Origin of the sequence: Methylosinus sp. RM1, from assembly GCF_011378635.1 — a bacterium.
Taxonomy (GTDB): Bacteria; Pseudomonadota; Alphaproteobacteria; order Rhizobiales; family Beijerinckiaceae; genus Methylosinus; species Methylosinus sporium.
Map to the genome: position 1 here is coordinate 1 of NZ_WOVC01000044.1, position 21208 is coordinate 21208.

Here is a 21208-nt window from a genome sequence, read left to right on the forward strand (position 1 = left end):
GATGATCCGATCGTCAAGCTGTCCGCCGTGACCGCCTGACCATTCCGGCCATAGCCGGAAATCCCGGTGTCGGCCTCGATCCAGCTACACCACGCTCTGGGACACGATCGGACGCCCTATTTTCTCTCTTTCGCGGCGGTCTTTCCAGCCTCGACAGCATGAGGAACAAAGCGGAAGCTCCGGCCGCCCAACGATCCTTGGTAGAGGGCTCGGCGGCTGTGGCGAAATAATCGAAATTGGACGGATGTGTTCGGCACCGCCAGCGTCAAAGACGTCTCGTCGGCGGCAATAATGTCGACTTCGAGCGCCTCTCCAGTGCGGTCTATGTCAGTGAGAGTTATTCGTCTTTCCACGACGGGTGCTCCTGAAACAGATTCTTATGAAATGCGATCAACACCGTGCTGCTGGCGAGGAAACGTCGGCGCCTATATGCCGCGACGTGACGGTGAGGAGTCGGAGATGGCGCAAACGCAATGCGCACGCCGTAGCCAGCTTACCGAGAACGCGATCGCCTAATTGCCCGTTCGCCGCATTCTCACGTTTTCCAATGCCTCTCGTATCATTTCGTCGACCGCGAAGCGGACATTGCTCTCGAGCGAGTCGAGACCGTCTCTGCCGATCAGATAGAGAGCGTCGTCGACATGCGATTCAAGGAAATAGCGGGAGATGATCGGCAGGTCGAAACCTGCGCCTCTCGACCTCGCTCTGATGCTCGCTATCGCAGCGTCACGCAGCGCGCGAGCGAACTGCTCGCGCGTGCTCAACAAAATCGTCGCCAAAGAGACGGCGTGACCCAGATGCTTCTCACGCATTTTCGGACTCTCGGTCGTTTACGGACTCGCCCCCTCTGCCGCGCCGGCGCTTCCCTTCCTCGAACCGGCGGCTACCGTTTGTAGAATATACTCCGTAGATAAATACTCTTCAAGCTGGCTGGTTCTCGTCATGGAAATGCGAGAGACGCTGGCGCGCAATCTGAGGAAATATCGACGGGCGCAACGCCTGTCGCAGGAAGAGCTCGGCCATCGGGCCGAGCTCGACCGCACCTATATCAGCTCGATCGAACGCTGCGTCTATTCGGCGACGGTCGACGTCGTCGGCCGCCTCGCCGAAGCTCTCGGAATGCCGGCGCACGAGCTTTTGAGGCCTGCGAGCGAAACTGCGGAGGCGAAATCGTCATCCGCGACATCGGCTGAAGGCGCCGGCACGAAGGGGCAGCCCAAGAAAGGCGCAAAGCCGTCTCGGAAAAGTGAGGAGCCCGCGCAAAGGCGGGCAACTCGAAAGAGGCCGGGGCCGTAGCCGAGTGACCATGGACCCGAGCATGAGGATCACATCGGCAAGACGGCCGCTTCTGGGGAAGCCAGCCGGGCGATATCCGCCAGGGCCGAGCGCAGTTCCGGCCACGGAAATTCCGCATCTGTCGGGCTCGGCTCGCCGAGCTGAATGAGGATAGCGAGCTTGGCCGCGACGCCCGGCAGGCTGGCGGCTTTCGTCTTCGGGACCGACGCCACAAAATCGCGCTCCTTGCCGAGAGCGGCTCGGAGTTCGGCGTCGACGGCGTCGAAGCCGAGCGTCGCCGCCGCCTCGTTCCATCGCTTTTGCCGCTCGTCGAACGCGGCGATCAGCGCCTCTCTCTCGATCGCCGGCACGTTCGCGACCAGCTCCTCGATTTCGTCGACCGACTGAGCGATTTTCGGCTCCTCGTCGCCGGAAAGGAGGATCGTGACCTCGGGGATGCCGACCGAGTGAATGAGCTTCTTCTCGATCCGCTGCCACTGGCGCGTCAGCGCGACGACCTGAGTGTGATTGGCTTGCCAGTTCCGCCAGAGCTGCAGCGCGGGGTCGGACGGCGTCCCTTCTGTCCTCTTCCCGGACGGCAGGGTTCCGGTTCCTCGCAAAATGGCGCGCCAGCTAACGGCGGGCGGAGTCGTGCTATCTTCAGAATCAGCCATGATCCAGGCTCCTCGAAAGCGTGGGTTGTGGTCAGGCCGGGCGGGATGTTCGAGCATCCTGTTCGGCCGCTCGTGAGATTGCAGCGGAGAGAAGGTAACAGGGGTTTAGCAGCGCTACTTGGAAACGCAGGAATCCCTAACGTTGCGCCGCAGACCGGCCTGGCTGCGGCGACGGGCGCGCAGGCGGCACAGGCGTCTTCGATGGGTTTCGTTTCCTCCTTTCTACTTCGCAGCTTTGCTCAGGGCCTGCGCAAATGGTTCGGAAGCCGTCGCCGATCGACCGTAGAGCGTGCGGCGTCGCGCCGCTGGTCGGGTCCATGGAGACGTCCTCTGACGCAACTCGCGCCGGGAATGTCGTCAATGAAGAGAGACGGCGTTCCGTAACCGCGTCGAAAGCCGCAGTAGGAAATGCTGACGCGGCGCATTCCCCGCGTCAGCGCGACATAGGCGAGCCGACGCTCCTCATCGGCGTCACCGTAATCCGAGGGAAACACCCCCGCCTCCCAAGCGGGGAGAAACACATGCGGGAACTCGAGGCCCTTCGCCTTGTGCAGCGTCATCAGGCGCACGCGGTCGGTTTCGTCCTCGCCGGCGCGGCTGGTGGCGAGCGCCGCATGATCGAGGAGCTCGCGCGCCGTGTGGAACTCGCCGGCGAGCGAGATCAACTCCTGCAGGCTTTCGAGCCGATCCTCCGAGGTCTCCGCCTTGCTGTCGCGCAGCATGGCGCGATAGAAGCTCGCGTCGAGCAGCAGCGAGATCTGTTCGGCGAGCGTGTGCGAGCGATCCTCGCCGATGCGGCGCAGCTGGCCGGCGAACTGCAATCCGGCCGCGCGGCATTTCGTCGGGAGCGTCGCGGTGTCGAGCGCGCGCAGCAGTGAGACACCGCGGAACGACGCCTCCGACTCGACTGCCTCCATCGCTTTGGCGCCGAAGCCGCGGCGCGGCTCGTTGGTCACGCAGCGGTATGGCCCTTCTCGCACCACATCGGCGGCGATGCCCCGGGCCAGCACGTCCGAGGGCAGGCGGCGCTCCTCGGCGAGATATCGCCAGACCGGCGAGCCGCGCCGCAGCCGAGGCCGCCGCGCCCGTCTGCCCGATATGGCTCGTGGCGGGGTTTTCTCGCCGCGCGAGCGTCTTCTCTCCCGCAGCACCTTGCGGATCTCGCCGAAATTCAGGCCGAGATCGAGATGCTACACGAGATCGAAGACGTTCCCTTTCGCGTCGCTCTGCGGACCCCGCCGGCCGCGGCCCCGTGATTGACGATCAGGATTTCTCCCTTGCCACGCCGATATTTGAGACAGTTCTTCGTGCCCTCTCGGCGATCGAGCCCACAGGGCGGCGTCGAGTGCTCGAGCAACACGGCGCAATGGGCGCTCGCGCGCAAGACTTCGATCTCCTCGTCAGGTCTCATGCTCGCCGCTCCCTTCGGATCGACGGGAAGGTCGGAGTCGCTTCCTCCTTTTCCTCTCCCAAAACGCTGTCGGCCGACCGCGAGGCGGCCGCGCTGCAAGGGCGCGCGAAACGCGCGGGAGCGCAGCGACGCACCCTTGTCGGCGCGGACGGCGCTAGCGGTAGCCATGTCTTCCTCTCCCTTTGCTCCGGATTCCCATTCCTGTTTCACTCGTACGCGAATGCGAAGCGGATGGAGGCAAGGAGACTGGCGTGGCTGTGACGGACGAGATCGCGGTCGTGCTGCAGGGACAAAACTCAGAAGGAACGCGCCGTCGCGCCTGGAGCGTCGTGGCGGGGCGGGAGCTCTTCGGCGGTGCGGTGTCGATTATCGCATCATCGAGGCGTCGCCCGCCGCCGAGCCCCTCCTGGAAATCGTCGGCCTCTCGCCTAGCGAAGATCGGCGAAACAGCCGAGTGTCGCCGTGAACCCTAAACCGCCGGCGGAGACGGCCGCTTCTCCGGGACCTATGCTACGCTCGCCACCCGACGAACCTGCCCGTCGCCTTGGCGATCAATCGCTGAAGCGAGATGAATAGCGTGTAAGTTCAACATGATTTGTGTCAGCGCATAATCTCGATTATGGAACCTAGAGGCGCCGGACGAGCTGCGCGCGTTCGCCACGCCGTCGCCTTCGACAATAGCCCTCACGGATCCGCGGCGTTATCGGAGAGACGGATATGCCCGTCGTCAAGAAACCGTGTGAATTACGCCCAGCGGTTGAGGCTGATCACGGGACCGCCGAAATCGTCGCTCACGCGTTCAACGACAAAGCCGCTCGGGACCAAGCTCGAGGCTCGGAGGGCATGGCGCATGACATTAATTCCCGGCGTGAATACAATGCCAGCTCGCGCCGCGACTTCATCAAAATTGAGTCAGGCCCTTTTTTGAACGCCGATCCGGGGTCCCGATTCAATGCCGATTGACAAACCCAAAGCAGCGGACAAATGATGTGCTACCTAAACCGGCCAAGTTAATTCGCTATCGACACCTCATCGGACGCTAATTTGCCACATAATGACCTCGCGAACTGTCGCCCACTATACAGCCGCCTTCGATGTGAATAATCCGATCGGCGGCGTCGAAATAGCGATCATCGTGCGAAACGACGATCAGCGTCTTACCCTCGGCCTTCAGCTCGGGCAGAATCTCTTGATAGAAGATGCGGCGAAACGTCGGATCTTGCTCCGCCGCCCATTCGTCGAGAACGAAGATCGGACGCTGCTCGAGGTAAGCCCCGACGAGCGCAAGGCGCTTTCGTTGTCCGGTCGACAGATCGGTAGTTGTGAACTTTCCCGCTTCGATTGACACCTTGTGGGCAATGTCCAGACGTTCGAGATGACGCCGCGCCGCTGTCATCGCCGTCTCGTCCGCGCCGATGAGATCGTCGAAAAGATAAAAGTCGAAGAAAATCGCCGAAAAATGCTGACGGTAATCATCACGACTGTCGTCATCGACGATCGCGCTATTAAGTAAAATCTGGCCGTCAGTCGGCAAGTAGAGGCCGAGAATCAGCTTGATCAGCGTCGTCTTTCCGCTCCCATTTTCTCCGGTGATGAAGAGGGTCTCCCCCGTCCTGATGACGAGATCAATCGGACCGAGCGTGAAAGGCTCCGCGCCTTCGACGCGGGGAAACGAAAAATGGATGTTGCGAAACTCGAGTACGGCGGCGGCCTCCGCTTGTGCGGATGCGGGCAGCGCTTCGAGGAGAGCATTTTCCGAGCCCGCGAATGTCTGGCTCAGCTCCAGCACCTTCTCGAACGACACAAGCGCCAGACTGAACATCGGTAACGATGTGACGACCTGGCTCATCGGGCCCTTCATATACATCAATACGAGCACGAATGCGGCGAGATCGCTCTTGTTAGCCCCAAAGACCGGAGCAAGGCCGATCAGCGTTCCCGTGATTGCGAAGAAAGACGCTGAATCGAGTGCGCCGCCGGCAACGAAGCGGGCGAAGGCGCGATTGCTCGACTCGCGGATGCGATCAATCGCGACAGAAAGTTGATCTTCATAGAAGTGCAGCCGCCGCTTTTTGTTGACCCGCAGCTCCTTGGCTCCCTCGACGAGGGCATGGTAGCTCCTTTGCAGTTCGTCCACGGCCGCTCGTTCGTCGGCAAAATTCTTGTAAGCGCTTTTCAGCGTCAGCCGGATCGCCGCATAAGCCGCGGCTCCGACCACGACGCCAATGAGGAACATGGGCCAGGAGAGATAAATGAGATAGGCGACGCATCCGAGCGTCTGGCAGGAGGCGACGACGATATAGGATAGCCCGCGGGTGAATTCGCTGATCCTATCCACGTCCTGATTGAGGGTCGCGATGATGCGATGAGCCTGAAGGCGTTCGATCTCGGCGATCGGCGCGCAAAGAATCTTCTTTGCGAGATCCTTGCGAACCTCTGCGATAATGTTCTGGCCGACGAGGCTGTTGCCGACGCCGGACACGATCTCGCTCGTCAGCAAGAGAAGGGTCAGGCCCGCAAAAGACAGAAGAAGCGTGGTGGGCGCAGGCGTCTCGGCGTGAAGTTCGCGGTCGACGAGAGAAATAAGCGACACTGCGGCGAGGCCGCTCGCGCCCCCCATGGCGGTGGCAGACAGCGCGGTCTTCCAAAAGGGGCGGAGAAGTCCGATCGCGTAGGAAAACAGCGCAGCTGATGAAGAATTCATGATCATGTTCTTGCTCCAAATGTTCTAAAGCGAACAGTAGGCATCAAGCCGCCTCCTGCTATTGGTTTTCCGGTCTTTTACAAAGTCCCATCCAACAATAGCCGCAAGGGATTCCGGGAAGGGCGCAAATTTTGGCCGCTATGTAGGGGGTCGCCTTTGGAGCGGATGCGCGCTCGGCTTTCCAGCGCTATGGCAATAGCTCGTCGAGCCTCGTGGCAGGATGATCGGGCAATGACGCCCGGCGGTTGAGGCTGTAGTTGATTGCCTTGCAGGTATCGCTTTTGCCCGAGACGAGCGCGCGTTGCCCCGACGAAGCGCTTGTCTGGCTCGATCGCCTGCGATCCTCGACTTCAGCCGGGGAGGTCGCGAAGCGACCGTCTCAAAGGGCGACGAGGTCCAGCGGATGGTTTTGGCGCTCTTCGAGACATCGGGATCTGCGGTACGAAAAAGCGTCACCCAATCGTCCCGGTCTCCGCCTCCCATCCAATCGCGCGACGCAGAAAGCTCATCCCCAGCGCCGCGAAGCGCGCGACCTCAGCATTGTCCTTGCCATATCCGTGCCCGCCGGAGGCCGGCTCATAGAACAGCGCCGGATAGCCCAGCGCCTGCAGTTTCGCCGCGAATTTACGGGCATGGCCGGGATGCACGCGATCGTCTCGCCGCGTGGTAGCGATGAGAATCGGCGGATAGGCGCGGTCAGCCTCGACATTGTGATAGGCGGAAATCTCCTGGAGAAACGCCCAATCCTCGGGCAGGTCTGGATCGCCATATTCCGCGATCCAGCTCGCGCCTGCCAGCAGCTTGTGATAGCGGCGCATGTCGACGAGCGGAATGGTGCAGAACAGCGCGCCGAATTTCTCTGCATGCCGCGTGAGCATGTTGGCGATCAGCAGGCCGCCGTTGGAGCCGCCCTCCGCCGCGATCCGCTGCGGGCGAGTCACTCCGCGCGCCACGAGATCAGCGGCGATCGCGGCGAAATCATCATGCGAGCGGGCCTTGCCCTCGCGCCGTCCGGCCTCGTGCCACGAGGCGCCGAACTCGCCGCCTCCGCGCAGATTCGTCAGCACGACGACGCCGCCCTTCTCGAGCCAAAGCTTGCCCCTGGTGGCGGAGTAATAAGGGAGCGTGCTGACGCGAAAGCCGCCATAGCCGGTCATATAGACCGGCGCGTCGCCAGTCTCGCCCGGCGGTCCGATCTGCACATAGGGAATGCGCTCGCCGTCCGGCGCGACCGCGTCGTGACGGGTAACGACCGCGGCTCTAGGATCGAAAGCGGCGGGCGCTCGACGCAGCGGCGTCGGGGCGGCGACGCCCGGCTCGAGCAGAGACAGTTGCGGCGAAGCGATCGGCGTCTCCGACAGCGCCGCCAGTTCGCCCGTCGACTCCAGCGGATCGCTGTCGAGTGGCCAAAGATTGACCGCGCCGATGGATGGTAGGCCGGCAATCTCCTCGATCCTCCAGTCCTCGCGCGGGACGGCCCTCAGAAAGACCGGCCGCAGATCGTCGAGCACGGAAATCACCAGATCTCCGCCGCACCAGAACTGCCCTTGCAGCGCCTTGGACCGCTCCGGTGTGAACAGCACGCGAAAGTCACGCGCGCCAGCGAGATAGGCCTCTCGCGAGGTCACGAGAATCGAATCTGCCGAATAGGTCGTGTCGCCGACCGTCCACGGCCGGCGCGGTCGCAGCGCGACGAAGCCGCGGCTCCAGCTCGTTCCGGCGTCGGTCGGGCGATCGATCTTGGTCTTCGGGCCGGAGCGGTCGCCGATCGAAATCACCGTGTTGTAGAAATCGACCTGCTCACCGAAGACGATGTCGGAATTTTCCCGATCGAACCAGGCCCAACAGGCCATGCTCTCTACGTCGACCTCATGCAGAATCGCGGCCTCTGCCGGATCGGTCCCTCGCGGCCACAGCCTTACGGTTCGCGCATAGCCGGACTTCGTTGCATTGCCGTCGCCGAAAGCGGAGGCAAGCAGCAGCGTATCGTCATCGAGCCACGAGGCGCCGCCCTTGGCTTCCGGCAGAACGAAACCGTCCGCGACGAATGCGCACGTCCCTATGTCGAACTCACGCAGAACGCCGGCGTCCGAGCCGCCGCGCGAAAGGCGGACGAGCGTGCGATCATGGGTCGGGCGCGTCATCGCGCCGCTCCAGACCCAATCCTCACCCTCCTTTGCGGCGAGCGCATCGATGTCGAGTAAGATTTCCCATTCTGGCTCCGCGCCGAGATAGGACTCCATCGTTGTGCGGTGCCAGAGCCCGCGCGGGTGATCGGCGTCGCGCCAAAAATTGTAGAGGAGCCCGCCCTGTCGGGTGACATGCGGGATACGGTCGGGCCGATCCAATATTTCCAACAGCGCTGCCCGATCGGCCTCGAAGCGCGCATCCGCGAGCTTTGCGATCGTTTCGTCGCTACGCGCCTGCGCCCAGGCGCAGGCCGCCTCGCCCTCGACCTCCTCGAGCCAGAGCCAGGGATCGTCGTCGGGTGCGAAAAGGGTCGGAAGCAAATCTATCATAAAAAAGGATTCCCGTTGATCGACCAGAAGGCGCGGAGCCTGTGGCCACGACGGGACGTTAAGTCGAGACGCAGCTGGGTTTAAGACGCCGTGGGCGCAACACGATCAAGCCCAACAAGCGCGCCGATCGCCGAGCTCTCGACGCTCGTTCCCCCGAAGCCTCGGACGACGGGCGCGCGCTTGCAGGACCGCCTTCAACAATAGCCTCACCGACCCGCCTCGTAGAAGCGAAAGCGACGATCTTTCCCGGTGCGTCTGACGCAGCCCTCGCGAACATTGGGTCTTCGACGCGGCTCCGACGAAACGGCGCTTTCGGCGTGACTTCAGAGATGCTCGCCGAAAAACCTCAGGGTTCTCTCTCGATATTCGGCATTGGTGCGGAAATAAATGTCCTCATGACCGACCCCTTCAACGGCCCAAAAGGCCTTCGGCTCCGGAGCGCGGGCGAAGAGTTCGCGCGCTTCGTCGATATGGGTATTGGGGTCGCGAACGCCCGAAATGACGAACACCGGCGCGCGAAGCTTCTCGATCCGGTCGATCGGACGCAGAAACGCCGGGTCGAGGCCAGTCATTGTCCGCCCGACGACGAGCAGCGCCGGCGTCACGAGATGGCCGAGCGAACCGAGCCGCGCCGTCAAGCGGTCATCGATGGCGCGGTCGATGTCGGGATAGACGGATTCGAGCACGAAGGCGTCGGCCGTGATCGGCCCCTGTCCCAGGAGCGCCGCGGCTGCGCCGAGCGACTGCCCGATCACAGCGATCTTTCGACCCGGCACCTTTTCTCGCATATAGGAGAGCGCCGCGGCTGCGTCGGCGCTCTCTTCTTGACCAAAAGTGATTTTATTACCCGTGCTCTCGCCATGCGCGCGAAGGTCGATCGCGGCGACGGAATAGCCCGCCTCGTTCAAAAAGCGCATTCGGGCGATCATCGCGAGCCGATTCGCGCGCACGCCATGCAAGAGCAACACGCCGCCGCGTTCGGGCGCCCCCGCCATGAACCAACCCTGGACATTCACGCCGACGCTCGGGGTGAGCGCGAAGCGCGTCACGGGCAGATCGTCAGGCGCCATTACCGTCGCCGGCGCGGGGGCAGTCAGCGCATGGACGAGACCGACGAGCGCGATCGGAAAAAGCGCGAGCGCACCAAAGGCAGCATAAAGGAGTGGACGCAAAAATCTCACCTATCTGCTACCCTTTTATCGAACGCATAAACGGAGCGCTACTAATCCACCGGTATCTTAGCGCCTATTCGCCTTCGATCCAGGACAGTGAAATAGGAAACGCTTCGAATTATGGCGACCCTTGTCGCGGCGCTCCCACAGGACGCCACCGTCTATTCGTCGTCGCGGCGTTTTCGTCCGGCGCGCCATTCGACGAATTCGCTTCGATGTAACTCTAGCCAGGTCACGAGATCATACAGCTCGTCCAGCTCTACGAGCAATGCGTCGAATTCCGATTGACGGACTCCGCCGCACTTTCTGGGACCGGCAGTCCGTAGGAGCTGCTGGACGATGCGGATCGTCGCGGCGTGTGCGGTGAGAGAATGTCGCTTCTTTCCGCCGGGGTCGATCATGGGTTTCGCCTCAGCCATCCGAATGATGGTTCACCGATATAGTTTCTCTCCCAAATATACCACGCGAAATCTGTTCGTCCTCCGCGCGCTTTCAGGCCCGCGAGAATGACAGGCCCCGGCGGCATGGAAGGTCGCGGCGTGATGATCAGCACGCGCCGCGGAAATGTTCGCTGCAGCCATCGGGAGCGGCGGTCGCCGGAGATCCAGGAGAGTGGCAGGATCATCGCGACCTTGCGCTTCGCGATCTCGCGCGCGCGAATGACGAATTCCCTCGACTTTCGAAATGGCGGATTGCAACAGATGTTGTCCGGCGCCGGCCTTCCGGCTTCCTCGGATAGGAAGTCGACGGCGCGATCACAGAACATGGATCGAGAAACCAAGTCCTCGCCCCAGACGTCATTGTAGCCCGCGGCTCTCGCGGCTTCGATGATGCGTCCGAGCCCGCAGGCCGGATCGTAGATCGAACCTTCGAAGGTCTCCTCTTCGAAGAAGCGATGATCGACCCAGCTTTCCTCGACGTACCAATCCTGCGGATGCCGCACCCAGAGATGAGCGTTGAGCGCGCGATCGGGCACGGCGGGGATGATTTCAACTCGCTCGGGCCGATCGTGGCGCGCCCGGTAGGACTTGCGGCGCGCCGGCATGGTCAGGCCGTCTCGCTCGACCAAGATCGAGCACGGCCGTAGGGTCAAGTCGTTCATAGAATGTCTCCTTATACGAGGCCGCGATGAGAAATTCACGAACATTTCGACCAACCGCAGTGACGGCAGGTCAGGCAGCCGTCGTTCTTGATAAGGCCCGGTTGGCTGCATTTCGGGCAGACTGCGCCGAGGGCGCGCGCCGGCGGACGTTCGTCGGAAGCGTGCGCGACGATCGCTTCAGACGGAGCGAGAAAGCCGATATCGATCATGTGCCGCTCGATGATGGAGCCGAAGGCGGCGACGAGGGAGGGGACATAGCGCCCTTCGCTCCAATGCCCGCCGCGCGGGTCGAAGACCGCCTTCAACTCTTCCGCGACGAATGCGACGTCGCCGCCGCGGCGGAACACCGCGCTGATCATGCGCGTCAGAGCGACGACCCAGGCGTAATGTTCCATCGACTTCGAATTGAGGAACACTTCATAGGGCCGCCGCCTCCCCTCCTCTTCGATGTCGTTGATCGTCACATAGAACGCATGTTCGCTTTCCGGCCAGCGCAGCTTGTAGGTCGCGCCGGCGAGTCTCTCCTCGCGCGGCGTAATCACCGGATGCGGCTGCGCTGCGGGAACGGTAGCCGCCGGCGTGGTGGTCGACAGGATGGAGCCGGTGATCTCGTTCGGTCGATAGGTGGTGCAGCCCTTGCAGCCGGAGCGATAGGCGTCCACGTAGATCGTCTTGAAGTCCTCGAACGAGATATCGGCCGGGCAGTTCACCGTCTTCGAGATCGAAGCGTCGACGTGGTCCTGAACCGCGGCCTGCATGCGAATGTGATCGGCGGGCGTCAGGGTCTGCGCGGTGACGAAATAGTCCGGCAGTTCCGCGTCGGCGCCGAATTTTTCGCGGTAGAGGCGGACGGCGTAGTCTTCGACCTCCTGCTCGGCGAAGGAATTGTCGGGTTGGCGGGTCTTGCGCAGATAGGTGAGATCGAAGATCGGTTCGATTCCTGATGAGACATTTTCCGCGAACAGCGAAATCGTCCCCGTCGGCGCGATCGAGGTGAGCAAGGCGTTGCGAATGCCATGCTCGAAGATTCCGGCTTTGATGTCGTCGTCCAGATTGCGAACCGTCTCGCCGGCCAGATAGGCGTCCCGGTCGAAGAGCGGGAAGGCCCCCTTCTCCTTGGCGAGACCGATCGACGCGATATAGGCGTGTCGATTGAGCAAGCGATTCCAGCGGGCCGCCATGGCGGCGGCCTTCGGCGTCCCATAGGTCAGCCGGCACATGGCAAGAGCGTCGGCGACGCCGGTGACGCCGAGACCGATGCGCCGCTTGGCCAGCGCTTCCTCCCTCTGTTCGGGGAGCGCGAATTCCGACACGTCGATCGTATTGTCGAGCATGCGCACGGCGACGGTGGCGAGGTGTGCGAGACCGCCCTCGTCGAGGTGGGCGCGCTCCGTGAAGGGGTCGCGCACGAGCTTGGTGAGATTGTTCGAGCCGAGGAGACACGCGCCATAGGGCGGCAGCGGTTGCTCACCGCAAGGATTGGTCGCCGCGATCGTCTCGCAATAATAGAGATTGTTGCGGGCGTTGATGCGGTCGATGAAAATGACGCCGGGGTCGGCATAATCGTAATTGGCTCGCATGATCTGGTCCCAGAGGGCGCGAGCCCAGATCGTGCGGTACACCTCGCCGCCGAACACGAGTGGCCAATCTTTGTCTGCGTCGACCGCCGCCATGAAAGCGTCGGTGACGAGGACCGAGAGATTGAAATTGCGCAGACGGGTCTTGTCGGCCTTCGCGGCGACGAAGGCCTCGATGTCGGGATGATCGCAACGCATCGTCGCCATCATGGCGCCGCGCCGTGTGCCGGCCGACATGATCGTGCCGCACATGGAATTCCACACATCCATGAACGACAAGGGACCAGAGGCGTCGGCGCCTACCCCTTTGACGAGCGCGCCCTTCGGGCGGAGCGTCGAAAAGTCATAGCCGATGCCGCCGCCGTGCTGCATGGTGAGCGCCGCCTCGCGAAGATGCGAGAAGATGGCGTAGAGATCGTCCTCGATCGTTCCCATGACGAAGCAGTTGAAGAGGGTCACGCGGCGCGAGACCCCTGCCCCGGCGAGGATGCGGCCGCCTGGGAGGAATTTGAAATCCTCCAGAGCCGAATTGAAGGTTTCCTCCCATTGCGCGGGATCGGATTCGCCCATCGCGAGCGCACGCGCGACGCGCCGCCAGCTGTCTTCGACGGTGAGATCGATCGGCTCTCCGGCGGGCGCCTTCAGCCGATATTTTTCGTCCCAAATCTGTTGCGAGATCGCGGGCAGCGGCGCGCCTATCGGGCGCGAAGGGGGTGCAGATATCATATTCATGATTTGCTCCTCGAGCACTGAAAGGTTTTCTCCGATAAAACCCCGAAGGCCGCCTCACGCCCGTCGGGGCAAGGGCGCGCGGAACGCGCGGGAGCCTCGGCGACGGACCCTTGCGGCGATGAGCGGGCAGGCGGCACTCGTGTCTTCAATGATTTTCGGTTCGCGTTCCTTCTTCCGGCCTCTGCTCACGGCCGCCGCAAATGGCTCGGGAGCGTCCGCCAATCGACTGGCTGGCGTGGCGCCCCACGGCGCCGCTCTGCATCGCGCAAGCGTCCTCTGATGCTGTGCTCGTCGGGGATATCGTCGACGAAGAGCGACAGCGCTCCGAAGCCGCGCCGGAAAGCGCAGTAGGAAATGCTGACGCGGCGCATTCCGCGCGTCAGCGCGACATAGGCCAGCCGACGCTCCTCATCGGCGTCGCCGTAATCCGACGGAAACACCCCGGCTTCCCAGGCGGGAAGAAACACATGCGGAAACTCGAGGCCCTTCGCCTTGTGCAGCGTCATCAGGCGCACGCGGTCGGTTTCATCCTCGCCGGGGCGGCTGGTGGCGAGCGCCGCATGATCGAGGAGCTCACGCGCCGTGTGGAACTCGCCCGCGAGGGCGATCAGCTCCTGCAGGTTTTGGAGGCGATCCTCCGAGCTCTCGGCCTTGCTGTCGCGCAGCATTGCGCGATAGCCGCTCGTGTCGAGAAGCAGCGAGATCTGATCGGCGAGCGTGTGCGAGCGGTCCTCGCCGATCCGGCGCAGCTGGTCTGCGAACAGCAATCCGGCGGAGCGGCATTTGGCCGGCAGCTCGGCGGTGTCCAGGGCGCGCAGCAGCGAGACGTTGCGGAAGGAGGCCTCCGTCTCGACCGCTTGCATGGCCTTGGCGCCGAAGCCGCGGCGGGGCTCGTTGATCACGCGACGGAAGGCCTCGTCCGATTGACGATCGCCGGGCGTCGCCGCGAGACGCAGAAGCGCGAGCGCGTCCTTGACCTCGGCGCGCTGATAGAAGCCGACGTCGCCGACGATCACATGCGGAATGCGGGCGCGCATCAAGGCCTCTTCGAAGCCGCGCGACAGGAAGGAGCTGCGGTAGAGAATGGCGATCTCCTGCCACCCCGTTCCCTCGGCATGACGGGCGAGCATCTCCTCGACGACGCCGGCGGCCTCGGCCTGCGCATCGCGATAGGCGAGGATCTCGATTCTGTCGCCCGCCTCCTTTCGCGTGTAGAGCGTCTTGCCGAGACGTTTCTTGTCGCGAGCGATGACCGCATTGGCCGCGGCGAGTATGTGGCCGGTCGAACGGAAGTTCTCTTCGAGCCGCACCTGCACAGCGCTCGGGAAGTCTTTGTGAAAGCGCCGAATATACTCTATGTCAGAGCCTCGCCAGCCGTAAATGGCCTGATCATCGTCGCCGACGCAGAAGACGTGTCCATGCTCCGCCGCAAAAGACTTCAGCCAACTGTATTGGGCGAAATTGACGTCCTGATATTCGTCGGCGGCGAGCCAATCGAAGCGCGACGCCCAGCGCGCCCGATAGGCGTCGTCCTTGCGCATCGCGAGGGTCGGCCACAATAGCAAGTCGCCGAAATCCGCCGCGTTCGCCTCGCGCAAGGCGCGTTGATAATCGACGTAGACGCGCACGCCGACGCGCAGCGCATGGGGATCGATCGGTTCGCGAGAGCGATCGCTTTTGGCGATCTTAGCTTCGACCCAGGCAGCGGCGCCGGCCGGCGTGATCAGATTGTCTTTGAACTTCGCGATGCGGTTGCACATGATCTTCAACGGATCGCGTGCATTGGCGTCGCCGCTCTCCTCGCCATCGAGTCCTTGCGCCTTCATCACGCGTTTGACGAAGCGGCGGCTGTCGTCGGCGTCGACAATGTCGAAATTCGGCCGTAGCTCGGCGATCTCCGGCGCGTCGCGGAGCTGACGGGCGGCGAGCCCGTGATAGGTGCCGAGCCAGGAGAGAGCCGCCAGGCCGTCGAGCGCGGCGCGGATGCGAGAGGCCATCTCGGCGGCGGCCTTGTTGGTGAAGGTGACGGCGAGAATGCGCGAGGCCGGAATGCGGTCGACGGCGATGCGATGCACGACGGCCGCGGTGAGCGTCGAGGTTTTTCCGGTTCCGGCTCCCGCGAGGACGAGGATCGGTCCGAAATGCGCGGCGGCCTGCGCTTGGGCGGGCGTGAGCGACGCCGCCGTCTTGTCGAAAGCGTCGGCGGGCGGCTGCGGCTCCGAGGGCTCGTCGAAGCAAGGCTCGTATCGGTCCCACTCCTCGATGCCGGCGAGCGGATCGACGTCAGAGGATCTCGACATGGCAGTTCGCTCCATTGCAGCGGATGAGTTCTCCGCGTTGTGTGTCGATGGTCGTGAAGACGACGAAGTGATCGTCGAAGTAGAAGGCGCCTGTGTCGTTGCGTTCGCCGTCGACGACGACGCCCTCGACGATTTGCGAGCCGTCATCGGCTTCGACCTGAACGAGCGTGTCCAGGCCCCGTTTGCCGGTCGGGATGTGTCGGCAACGACGGCGCTTCGCCTCGGGCAGCTGAGAGAAGGCTTCGGCCAGTTGCGCGAGCGTGTCGTCGATCGTGATATCGTCGAGTGCGTCGGTGACGTCGATCGCGTCGCCGAGCTCACCGAGCCTTTGAAGGAAGAGTGCGCTGGCGAGCTTCGGCGGCCACGGCTCCCAGGGCGACATGCCGGGCGGCAGCGGCAAGGGGTCGTCGTCGAGCGGATCGAGCGTGATCTGCAGGCTCGATCTGATGTCGTCGCGGCTCCAGCCGACGACATGATAGGCTTCATTCGCAGCCGCCTGCCGGTCTGCGCGCTTATGGAGGGCGTAGCTCTCGTCGGTCCACGTCGGCAGGCCGTAACGTCGATCGACGGCTTGTTGCAGCCGCCGATCGAGCCGTGCGAAGCCCTCGCCCAGATGCGGTTTCAACGGCATGAGAACGTCGAATCCGACGAGCCCCTCGGTGGCGTCGTGAAGAAGCTCGCGCAGGGCCTCACGCGGCGTGAGCTTTCCTTCGCCTTCGCGCAGGGCCAGAACGGCGAGGCTGTGCTGGGCGACGCTGAGCGGCAGGTCCCATGCCGAATATCCGCCCCAGCGATAGGCGCGCGACAGCCCGATCGCCAGATCCTCGTCGGTCCAGGCGTCCGGCTTAGGATCGAGCAGGTCGAGCCGACCGCCCGATTTGAGCAGCATCCAGGCGCGATCTGATGTCATGGTTCCGTCCTTTCTCGTTGGTCGAGCATGTCGTTCCAGTCGCTGTCCTCGACGGGCGGCCTCAGCCGCTCGAAGGTGACGCCGGCGGCCGCGGCGATCAGCTGGTGGCGGGCCGCGTAGCGGTCGCCGGCGGGATTTGCGTCGGCCGCGCTGCAAAAACGCGAGCCCGGGATGGGAGCGAGGCGCGCGACGATCGCCTCGATCTCAGAGATCGTTTTCGGACCCATGCCCCCGCCGGTCGCCGCATACAGCGTGTCGGCGCGAATGTTTTCCAAGGCGGCGAGGCTGAGCGCGTCGATCGGCGCCTCGGCGAGGGCGAAGCGCGTCGGCGGCTCCGCGTGGCCGGGCAGGCGGAACAAGATCTTGTCACCGCCTCGTACCGAGCCTTTGAAGTCCGGCCCGCGGATTTCGATATGGGTGACGGTTCCGCGGTCGTCGTGATGCGCGAACCAGGCGCTTCCGTATGGCCCCTCTCGCACGATGTCGGCGGCGCGAGCCGACTCCAGGACGCTCGGAGGAAGGCGACGATCGTCGGTGAGATATCGCCAGACCGGCGAGCCGCGCCGAAGCCGGGGGCGCCGCGCCCATCTGATCGGGAGCGGGAGATCGGGGGAGCGTCCCCTTCGGATGTCGGCGGCCAAGAAACTCGGCTGTATCCCGGTGAACCGGCGGAGCACTTTGCGAACCTCGCCGAAATTCAGGCGGGGCTCGAGATGCTGCACGAGATCGAACACGTCGCCTTTCGCGTCGCTCTGCGGATCCCACCAGCCGCGGCCCTCGTGGTTGACGATCAGGATTTCTCCCCGCCCGCGCCGATATTTGAGGCAATGCTTCGTGCTCTCTCGGCGATCGAGCCGCCATGGCGGCGTCGAGCGCTCGAGCAGCGCGGCGCAATTCGTGCGCGCGCGCAAGATCTCGATCTCCTCGTCATGTCTCATGGTCTCTCGGCGCTCCCTTCGGGTTTCACGGGAAGAGCCGAAGACTTCGATTCCTCCTTTTCCTTTCCCAAAACGCCGTCGGCAGACCGCGAGGCGGCCGCGCCGCAAGGGCGCGCGGAACGCGCGGGAGCTCGGCGACGAACCCTTGTCGGCGTGGGTGGCGCTAGCGGTAGCCATGTTCCCTCTTCCTTTGCTCCGGATTCCCATTCGTGATTCACTTGTGCGCGAATGCGAAGCGGGCGGGCGTGGAGGGCCGGCATGGCGGCGATGGACGAGATCGCGATCCTGTTGCAGGGCCGCAATGCGGAGGCGAACCGCCACCGAGCCTGGCGCGTCGAAGCCGGGTGCGATCTGTTCGGAAAATGGATGGTGCGCGTATCTTTCGGCCGGATCGGCTGCCGGGGGCGGACATTCGCGCGCGAATTCGCGTCGGAGGACGAGGCGCGCGCTTATGTGCACGACGGCCTGCGCCGCCGGAAAGGCGCCATTCGCCGCTGCGGGGTCGAGTATCGCGTCATCGACGCGTCGCCGGCCGCGCTGCCTCTTCTGGCGACGCTCAAAATATCGAGCGCCCCGAAGAAATTCGAAGCGGCGGGGCCTCGCCGTGAAGCCTGAACGGCCATCCGATGCCGCCGCGTCGCGGGAAACGCTCGTCGGCTCGGTCGAACGGGTGACGTTTCACAATGAGGAGAATGGGTTCGCCGTCCTGAAGGTCAAAGCGCGCGGCAAGCGCGACCTCGTGCCGGTCGTCGGCCACGCCGCTTCGATCTCGGCCGGCGAATATATTCACGCCGTCGGCGTCTGGGTCACCGATCGCACTCATGGTGTTCAATTCAAAGCCGATTTTCTGAAGACGACGCCCCCGACGACGGCGAAAGGCATCGAAAAATATCTCGGCTCCGGCATGGTCCGAGGCATCGGTCCCAAGCTCGCCGCGAGAATTGTCGCCGCCTTCGGCGTCGCGACCTTCGAAACCATTGAAGCGACCCCGGAGAGGTTGCGGGAGGTGTCCGGGATCGGTTAGTTTCGCGCGACGCGGATCGTCGCCGGCTGGGCCGAGCAGAAGGCCGTCCGCGACATCATGGTGTTCCTGCACTCCCATAGCGTCGGGACGTCGCGCGCCGTGCGCATCTTCAAGACCTATGGGTTCGACGCCGTTCGGGTCATGACCGAAGACCCCTATCGGAGCGCTGGAGACGCCGGTCTCGTCGTCATAGATACCAACGGAAGAGGCGCATGAAAAATGCAAAACATGTGCGCCTCGCCTGCGAACGACAACAGAGCCGCGACAGTGACCTCGGGACGCAAAGCAAAGGGCGCCGGCCCGCAGGCCGAAGCGCGGGGCCTGGAGATTGTGCGTCTACACCAGACGCTGGAGGATTGGCGGGATTACCGACGTCTCGCCTACGCCGAGGAGTGGCCGGCGCTCGCCTCCGAAATCATCGACATCGAAATTCGCGCCCTGGAAACGGAAATCGCCCGCCAACTCCATGGATTATTTTAAAACTTAAATGATACGATTCCCTGCGTCTCGCAGAAAGTGAAGAAATTCTCCAATGGCGCGGCCCGAGGCCCGCCGTGTGTTCGGATTACGGAGGTCGAGACAAAGATTCAAACGAGCGAGTCTGCGTGACCGACGTCGGCACACGGGAAGTGACAACGACAATTCGCCACTCAGTCATTCCCGTCAACGGCCGCATTCTCCGGCAAGAAATGCGAACTCGACTCTTTCATCAGCGAAAGAGGCACCGTCCTCTCGAACCACCACGTCATCATCGAAAGCCGCCGGTGCGCCGGCAGATCGCGCCAGGGACTTCCTGTGCGCACGATCCACAACACCGCCTCCACGAAAAGTCGGTTATCCCTGCCGCTGCGGCCGGGATCGCTGGCCTTGCCGAGGCAAAGCGGCTCCATCTTCGCCCATTGGGCGCCCGTCAATACGAATCGATCCATCCAAAGCTTGAATCACGCCGAGCTAAAAATGGGAATCCTGAATCCCAACAGGCCCTAAACAGAACGTTCAGGCGAGCCAATTTTCCAGCTTTAAGCCCCGGATACCGCCAAACACATTCGGCCTGTCCGTGACGAGCTGGAGGCCCAGGCTAAACGCGTGGGCGGCAAGGAACAAGTCACTTTGTTCGAGGAATTTGCCCGCGCTTTGCAGTTCGTCACGAATACGGTCAAGGTGCTGTTCGGCTTCGAAGCCGAATGGCATAACTACAATACGAGACAGAACACCTTCTACGAGTTCTGCTTCTCGAGATGCACCAGAAATCGCAGCGCGTTGCCGTAGTTTAGCTGCGACAATCGCACTCACCGAAAGGCTGAACTCGCCAACATTCATAACGTGTTGAACAACCCTCCCACGCGGATAGCGTAGCATGTCAGTTATTATATTAGCATCCAACATATACTTCTCGCTTCTGCTACGCGAGTGGGACATCATGTCTGATGCGACATTAGCATCCGACAAATATCGCGTGTTAATCAACTAATTTCTCCAAGGCTAGATCTTTCTGTTGGTATCTAAACGTCGATTGTGCCAAAGGCTCGATCAACGCCAACCACTCTAAGAGCCCTGTTTTTCGAAGAGGCTCTACCACCAGCGTGTCTCCTCTTCGAGGCATGAGCGCATCACCGTAGGGCAAGTCGAGTTCGATCGGTATGTTGAAGGCTCGACTCCCGTCACTTTGGTGTAGGCGGGCATACTGCTTAGTTGACATTAAAGCCTCACTGTCAGCGTGATACGTACTTTATCTTATATCTCGATCGTAAGTTGTCGGCAACACCGCTTAAGGTCACGTTTCGGCAACGCTGGGCAACCGTGATTTAGCCCGGGAAATTCGTGGGAGGTTGGCGGGAGCGGCATCGAGACGTCATCCGCGGCCGAGCCCATTCGGGATTGCCCCGGCTTGCCAGGCAAGCCGCGAACCCTACTCCGCCATCAGAAGGCACCGCTGCTCAGGAAGCGCTCGCCTGCTCGGTCGAACGAACGACGTCCGCGATGTTGCCCGACTGCCTCGATGGACCTCGTTTGTATTACCTGCTCATATCGCCTTGCTGATCGAGCGTCGTAGTGCTAGGCTTAAGCATCTCACTTTCTTCGTATGAATCTCGTGAGATAGCCGTCCGCTGTGTTAGGGAGATTCCGAAATTCAGACCGGTATCGATGACCTGCGTGGATCGTGTGGGAAGGCGCGTATATTGGTGACCGGCGGCGCCGGTTTCATCGGCTCTGCACTCTCGCGCCGCATCATCAAGACGACGCCGCATGAGCTGCTCGTCTTCGACAAGCTCACTTACGCCGGCAATCTCGATTCGCTCGCGCCGATCGCCGGCGATCCGCGCTACGCGTTTCGCCGCGCCGACATATGCGACCGCGCCGCCGTCGCCGCCGCCTTCGAGGAGTTCCGGCCCGATGCGGTGATGCATCTCGCCGCCGAGAGCCATGTCGATCGCTCCATCGACGGGCCGGCGGCCTTCATCGAGACCAATGTCGTCGGCACATTCACTCTGCTGTCCGCCGCGCTCGACTATTGGCGCCGCCTCGATGCGGAGAAGGCCGCGAATTTTCGCTTCCTGCATGTCTCGACCGATGAAGTGTTCGGCGCGCTCGGGGCCGAAGGATTGTTTCGCGAGGACACGCCTTATTCGCCCAACTCGCCCTATTCGGCCTCCAAGGCGGGCTCCGACCATCTCGCCCGCGCCTGGCGCGAGACCTATGGCCTGCCGACCATAATCACCAATTGCTCCAATAATTACGGCCCCTATCATTTCCCAGAGAAGCTCATTCCGCTCGTCATTCTCAATGCGCTGGAGGAGAAGCCCCTGCCCGTCTATGGGCGCGGCGAGAATGTGCGCGACTGGCTCTATGTCGAGGATCACGCCGAGGCG

The 21208-nt window shown here is 62.7% G+C and carries 19 protein-coding genes and 1 pseudogene; 7 read left to right on the forward strand and 13 right to left on the reverse strand.

Annotation, left to right across the window (positions count from 1 at the left end; all coding sequences use genetic code 11):
* Positions 1-948 precede the first annotated feature (948 nt).
* Entirely contained in the window at positions 949-1296 is a 348-nt protein-coding gene (locus FMZ75_RS22275; protein ID WP_370464756.1) for a helix-turn-helix domain-containing protein, read from the forward strand.
* A 29-nt stretch (positions 1297-1325) separates the two neighbouring features.
* Here the strand turns inward: FMZ75_RS22275 and FMZ75_RS18745 are convergent, their stop codons facing one another.
* Together FMZ75_RS18745 and FMZ75_RS18750 are read right to left on the reverse strand one after the other, a co-directional pair.
* On the reverse strand, positions 1326-1949 hold the full coding sequence (locus FMZ75_RS18745; RefSeq protein WP_166145224.1) for a hypothetical protein: 624 nt from the start codon (positions 1947-1949) through the stop codon (positions 1326-1328).
* 239 nt (positions 1950-2188) lie between these two features.
* Entirely contained in the window at positions 2189-3100 is a 912-nt protein-coding gene (locus FMZ75_RS18750) for a 3'-5' exonuclease (RefSeq protein ID WP_370464754.1), read from the reverse strand.
* 101 nt (positions 3101-3201) lie between these two features.
* Between FMZ75_RS18750 and FMZ75_RS18755 the strand changes: the two genes are divergently transcribed.
* Positions 3202-3621, forward strand: a complete 420-nt coding sequence (locus FMZ75_RS18755) for a hypothetical protein (protein ID WP_166145227.1) — start codon at positions 3202-3204, stop codon at positions 3619-3621.
* A gap of 456 nt (positions 3622-4077) precedes the next feature.
* On the forward strand, positions 4078-4323 hold the full coding sequence (locus tag FMZ75_RS18760; RefSeq protein WP_166145230.1) for a hypothetical protein: 246 nt from the start codon (positions 4078-4080) through the stop codon (positions 4321-4323).
* 76 nt (positions 4324-4399) lie between these two features.
* Here the strand turns inward: FMZ75_RS18760 and FMZ75_RS18765 are convergent, their stop codons facing one another.
* The 9 genes from FMZ75_RS18765 to FMZ75_RS18805 form a co-directional block, all read right to left on the reverse strand.
* Entirely contained in the window at positions 4400-6070 is a 1671-nt protein-coding gene (locus FMZ75_RS18765) for a cyclic peptide export ABC transporter (protein WP_166145233.1), read from the reverse strand.
* Between the two features lie 446 nt (positions 6071-6516).
* Positions 6517-8583 carry a prolyl oligopeptidase family protein gene (locus tag FMZ75_RS18770; RefSeq protein ID WP_166145236.1) on the reverse strand — a complete coding sequence of 689 codons (2067 nt, stop codon included), beginning with the start codon at positions 8581-8583 and terminating at the stop codon, positions 6517-6519.
* 323 nt (positions 8584-8906) lie between these two features.
* Positions 8907-9653 (reverse strand): alpha/beta hydrolase, encoded by a 747-nt coding sequence (locus tag FMZ75_RS18775; RefSeq protein WP_166145239.1) that lies wholly within the window; start codon positions 9651-9653, stop codon positions 8907-8909.
* Between the two features lie 263 nt (positions 9654-9916).
* Positions 9917-10156, reverse strand: a complete 240-nt coding sequence (locus tag FMZ75_RS18780) for a hypothetical protein (protein WP_166145242.1) — start codon at positions 10154-10156, stop codon at positions 9917-9919.
* Positions 10153-10968, reverse strand: coding sequence for a hypothetical protein (locus FMZ75_RS18785; protein ID WP_166145245.1), 816 nt, complete (start codon positions 10966-10968; stop codon positions 10153-10155). The genes FMZ75_RS18780 and FMZ75_RS18785 overlap by 4 nt, the downstream gene beginning before the upstream one ends.
* Entirely contained in the window at positions 10893-13166 is a 2274-nt protein-coding gene (locus tag FMZ75_RS18790; RefSeq protein WP_246729082.1) for an adenosylcobalamin-dependent ribonucleoside-diphosphate reductase, read from the reverse strand. The genes FMZ75_RS18785 and FMZ75_RS18790 overlap by 76 nt, the downstream gene beginning before the upstream one ends.
* 185 nt (positions 13167-13351) lie before the next feature.
* The gene (locus FMZ75_RS18795; protein WP_207783522.1) at positions 13352-15466 is read right to left on the reverse strand and encodes an ATP-dependent helicase; all 2115 of its coding nucleotides are present in this window, start codon (positions 15464-15466) and stop codon (positions 13352-13354) included.
* On the reverse strand, positions 15450-16376 hold the full coding sequence (locus FMZ75_RS21395) for a hypothetical protein (protein WP_207783523.1): 927 nt from the start codon (positions 16374-16376) through the stop codon (positions 15450-15452). The genes FMZ75_RS18795 and FMZ75_RS21395 overlap by 17 nt, the downstream gene beginning before the upstream one ends.
* The gene (locus tag FMZ75_RS18805; protein ID WP_166145248.1) at positions 16373-17314 is read right to left on the reverse strand and encodes a DUF3991 and TOPRIM domain-containing protein; all 942 of its coding nucleotides are present in this window, start codon (positions 17312-17314) and stop codon (positions 16373-16375) included. The genes FMZ75_RS21395 and FMZ75_RS18805 overlap by 4 nt, the downstream gene beginning before the upstream one ends.
* A 258-nt stretch (positions 17315-17572) precedes the next feature.
* Here FMZ75_RS18805 and FMZ75_RS18810 point away from each other — a divergent pair, with 258 nt between their 5' ends.
* The 3 genes and pseudogenes from FMZ75_RS18810 to FMZ75_RS18820 all read left to right on the forward strand — a co-directional run bounded on the left by FMZ75_RS18810 (position 17573) and on the right by FMZ75_RS18820 (position 18818).
* Positions 17573-17929, forward strand: coding sequence for a WGR domain-containing protein (locus tag FMZ75_RS18810; RefSeq protein WP_207783524.1), 357 nt, complete (start codon positions 17573-17575; stop codon positions 17927-17929).
* Positions 17919-18512, forward strand: a pseudogene (locus FMZ75_RS21755) (helix-hairpin-helix domain-containing protein); the annotation flags it as partial. The gene FMZ75_RS18810 and the pseudogene FMZ75_RS21755, both read left to right, overlap by 11 nt.
* A gap of 45 nt (positions 18513-18557) precedes the next feature.
* The gene (locus FMZ75_RS18820; RefSeq protein WP_166145251.1) at positions 18558-18818 is read left to right on the forward strand and encodes a hypothetical protein; all 261 of its coding nucleotides are present in this window, start codon (positions 18558-18560) and stop codon (positions 18816-18818) included.
* 170 nt (positions 18819-18988) lie between these two features.
* On the opposite strand, the gene FMZ75_RS21990 is transcribed toward FMZ75_RS18820, so the two are convergent.
* Complete coding sequence (locus FMZ75_RS21990) at positions 18989-19267, reverse strand: transposase (RefSeq protein ID WP_255461845.1); 279 nt, start codon at positions 19265-19267, stop codon at positions 18989-18991.
* Between the two features lie 67 nt (positions 19268-19334).
* Positions 19335-19724: a PIN domain-containing protein gene (locus tag FMZ75_RS18830; RefSeq protein WP_166145253.1), complete on the reverse strand. Its 390-nt coding sequence runs from the start codon at positions 19722-19724 to the stop codon at positions 19335-19337.
* Positions 19725-20521: 797 nt separating this feature from the next.
* On the opposite strand from FMZ75_RS18830, the gene FMZ75_RS18835 reads away from it, so the two are divergent.
* A partial coding sequence (locus tag FMZ75_RS18835) for a dTDP-glucose 4,6-dehydratase (RefSeq protein ID WP_370464755.1) occupies positions 20522-21208 on the forward strand: 687 nt, incomplete at its 3' end.

Excerpts from the sequence above, each read along its gene's own strand:
- FMZ75_RS21395 (WP_207783523.1), bottom strand. The coding sequence starts at position 16,376 with ATGACATCAGATCGCGCCTGGATGCTGCTCAAATCGGGCGGTCGGCTC.
- FMZ75_RS18760 (WP_166145230.1), top strand. The coding sequence starts at position 4,078 with ATGCCCGTCGTCAAGAAACCGTGTGAATTACGCCCAGCGGTTGAGGCT.
- FMZ75_RS18790 (WP_246729082.1), bottom strand. The coding sequence starts at position 13,166 with ATGAATATGATATCTGCACCCCCTTCGCGCCCGATAGGCGCGCCGCTG.
- FMZ75_RS18770 (WP_166145236.1), bottom strand. The coding sequence starts at position 8,583 with ATGATAGATTTGCTTCCGACCCTTTTCGCACCCGACGACGATCCCTGG.
- FMZ75_RS18820 (WP_166145251.1), top strand. The coding sequence starts at position 18,558 with ATGCAAAACATGTGCGCCTCGCCTGCGAACGACAACAGAGCCGCGACA.
- FMZ75_RS21990 (WP_255461845.1), bottom strand. The coding sequence starts at position 19,267 with ATGGATCGATTCGTATTGACGGGCGCCCAATGGGCGAAGATGGAGCCG.
- FMZ75_RS18810 (WP_207783524.1), top strand. The coding sequence starts at position 17,573 with ATGGCGGCGATGGACGAGATCGCGATCCTGTTGCAGGGCCGCAATGCG.
- FMZ75_RS18805 (WP_166145248.1), bottom strand. The coding sequence starts at position 17,314 with ATGAGACATGACGAGGAGATCGAGATCTTGCGCGCGCGCACGAATTGC.
- FMZ75_RS18785 (WP_166145245.1), bottom strand. The coding sequence starts at position 10,968 with ATGCAGCCAACCGGGCCTTATCAAGAACGACGGCTGCCTGACCTGCCG.
- FMZ75_RS18830 (WP_166145253.1), bottom strand. The coding sequence starts at position 19,724 with ATGTTGGATGCTAATATAATAACTGACATGCTACGCTATCCGCGTGGG.
- FMZ75_RS18765 (WP_166145233.1), bottom strand. The coding sequence starts at position 6,070 with ATGATCATGAATTCTTCATCAGCTGCGCTGTTTTCCTACGCGATCGGA.
- FMZ75_RS18745 (WP_166145224.1), bottom strand. The coding sequence starts at position 1,949 with ATGGCTGATTCTGAAGATAGCACGACTCCGCCCGCCGTTAGCTGGCGC.
- FMZ75_RS18795 (WP_207783522.1), bottom strand. The coding sequence starts at position 15,466 with ATGTCGAGATCCTCTGACGTCGATCCGCTCGCCGGCATCGAGGAGTGG.
- FMZ75_RS22275 (WP_370464756.1), top strand. The coding sequence starts at position 949 with ATGCGAGAGACGCTGGCGCGCAATCTGAGGAAATATCGACGGGCGCAA.
- FMZ75_RS18775 (WP_166145239.1), bottom strand. The coding sequence starts at position 9,653 with ATGGCGCCTGACGATCTGCCCGTGACGCGCTTCGCGCTCACCCCGAGC.
- FMZ75_RS18780 (WP_166145242.1), bottom strand. The coding sequence starts at position 10,156 with ATGATCGACCCCGGCGGAAAGAAGCGACATTCTCTCACCGCACACGCC.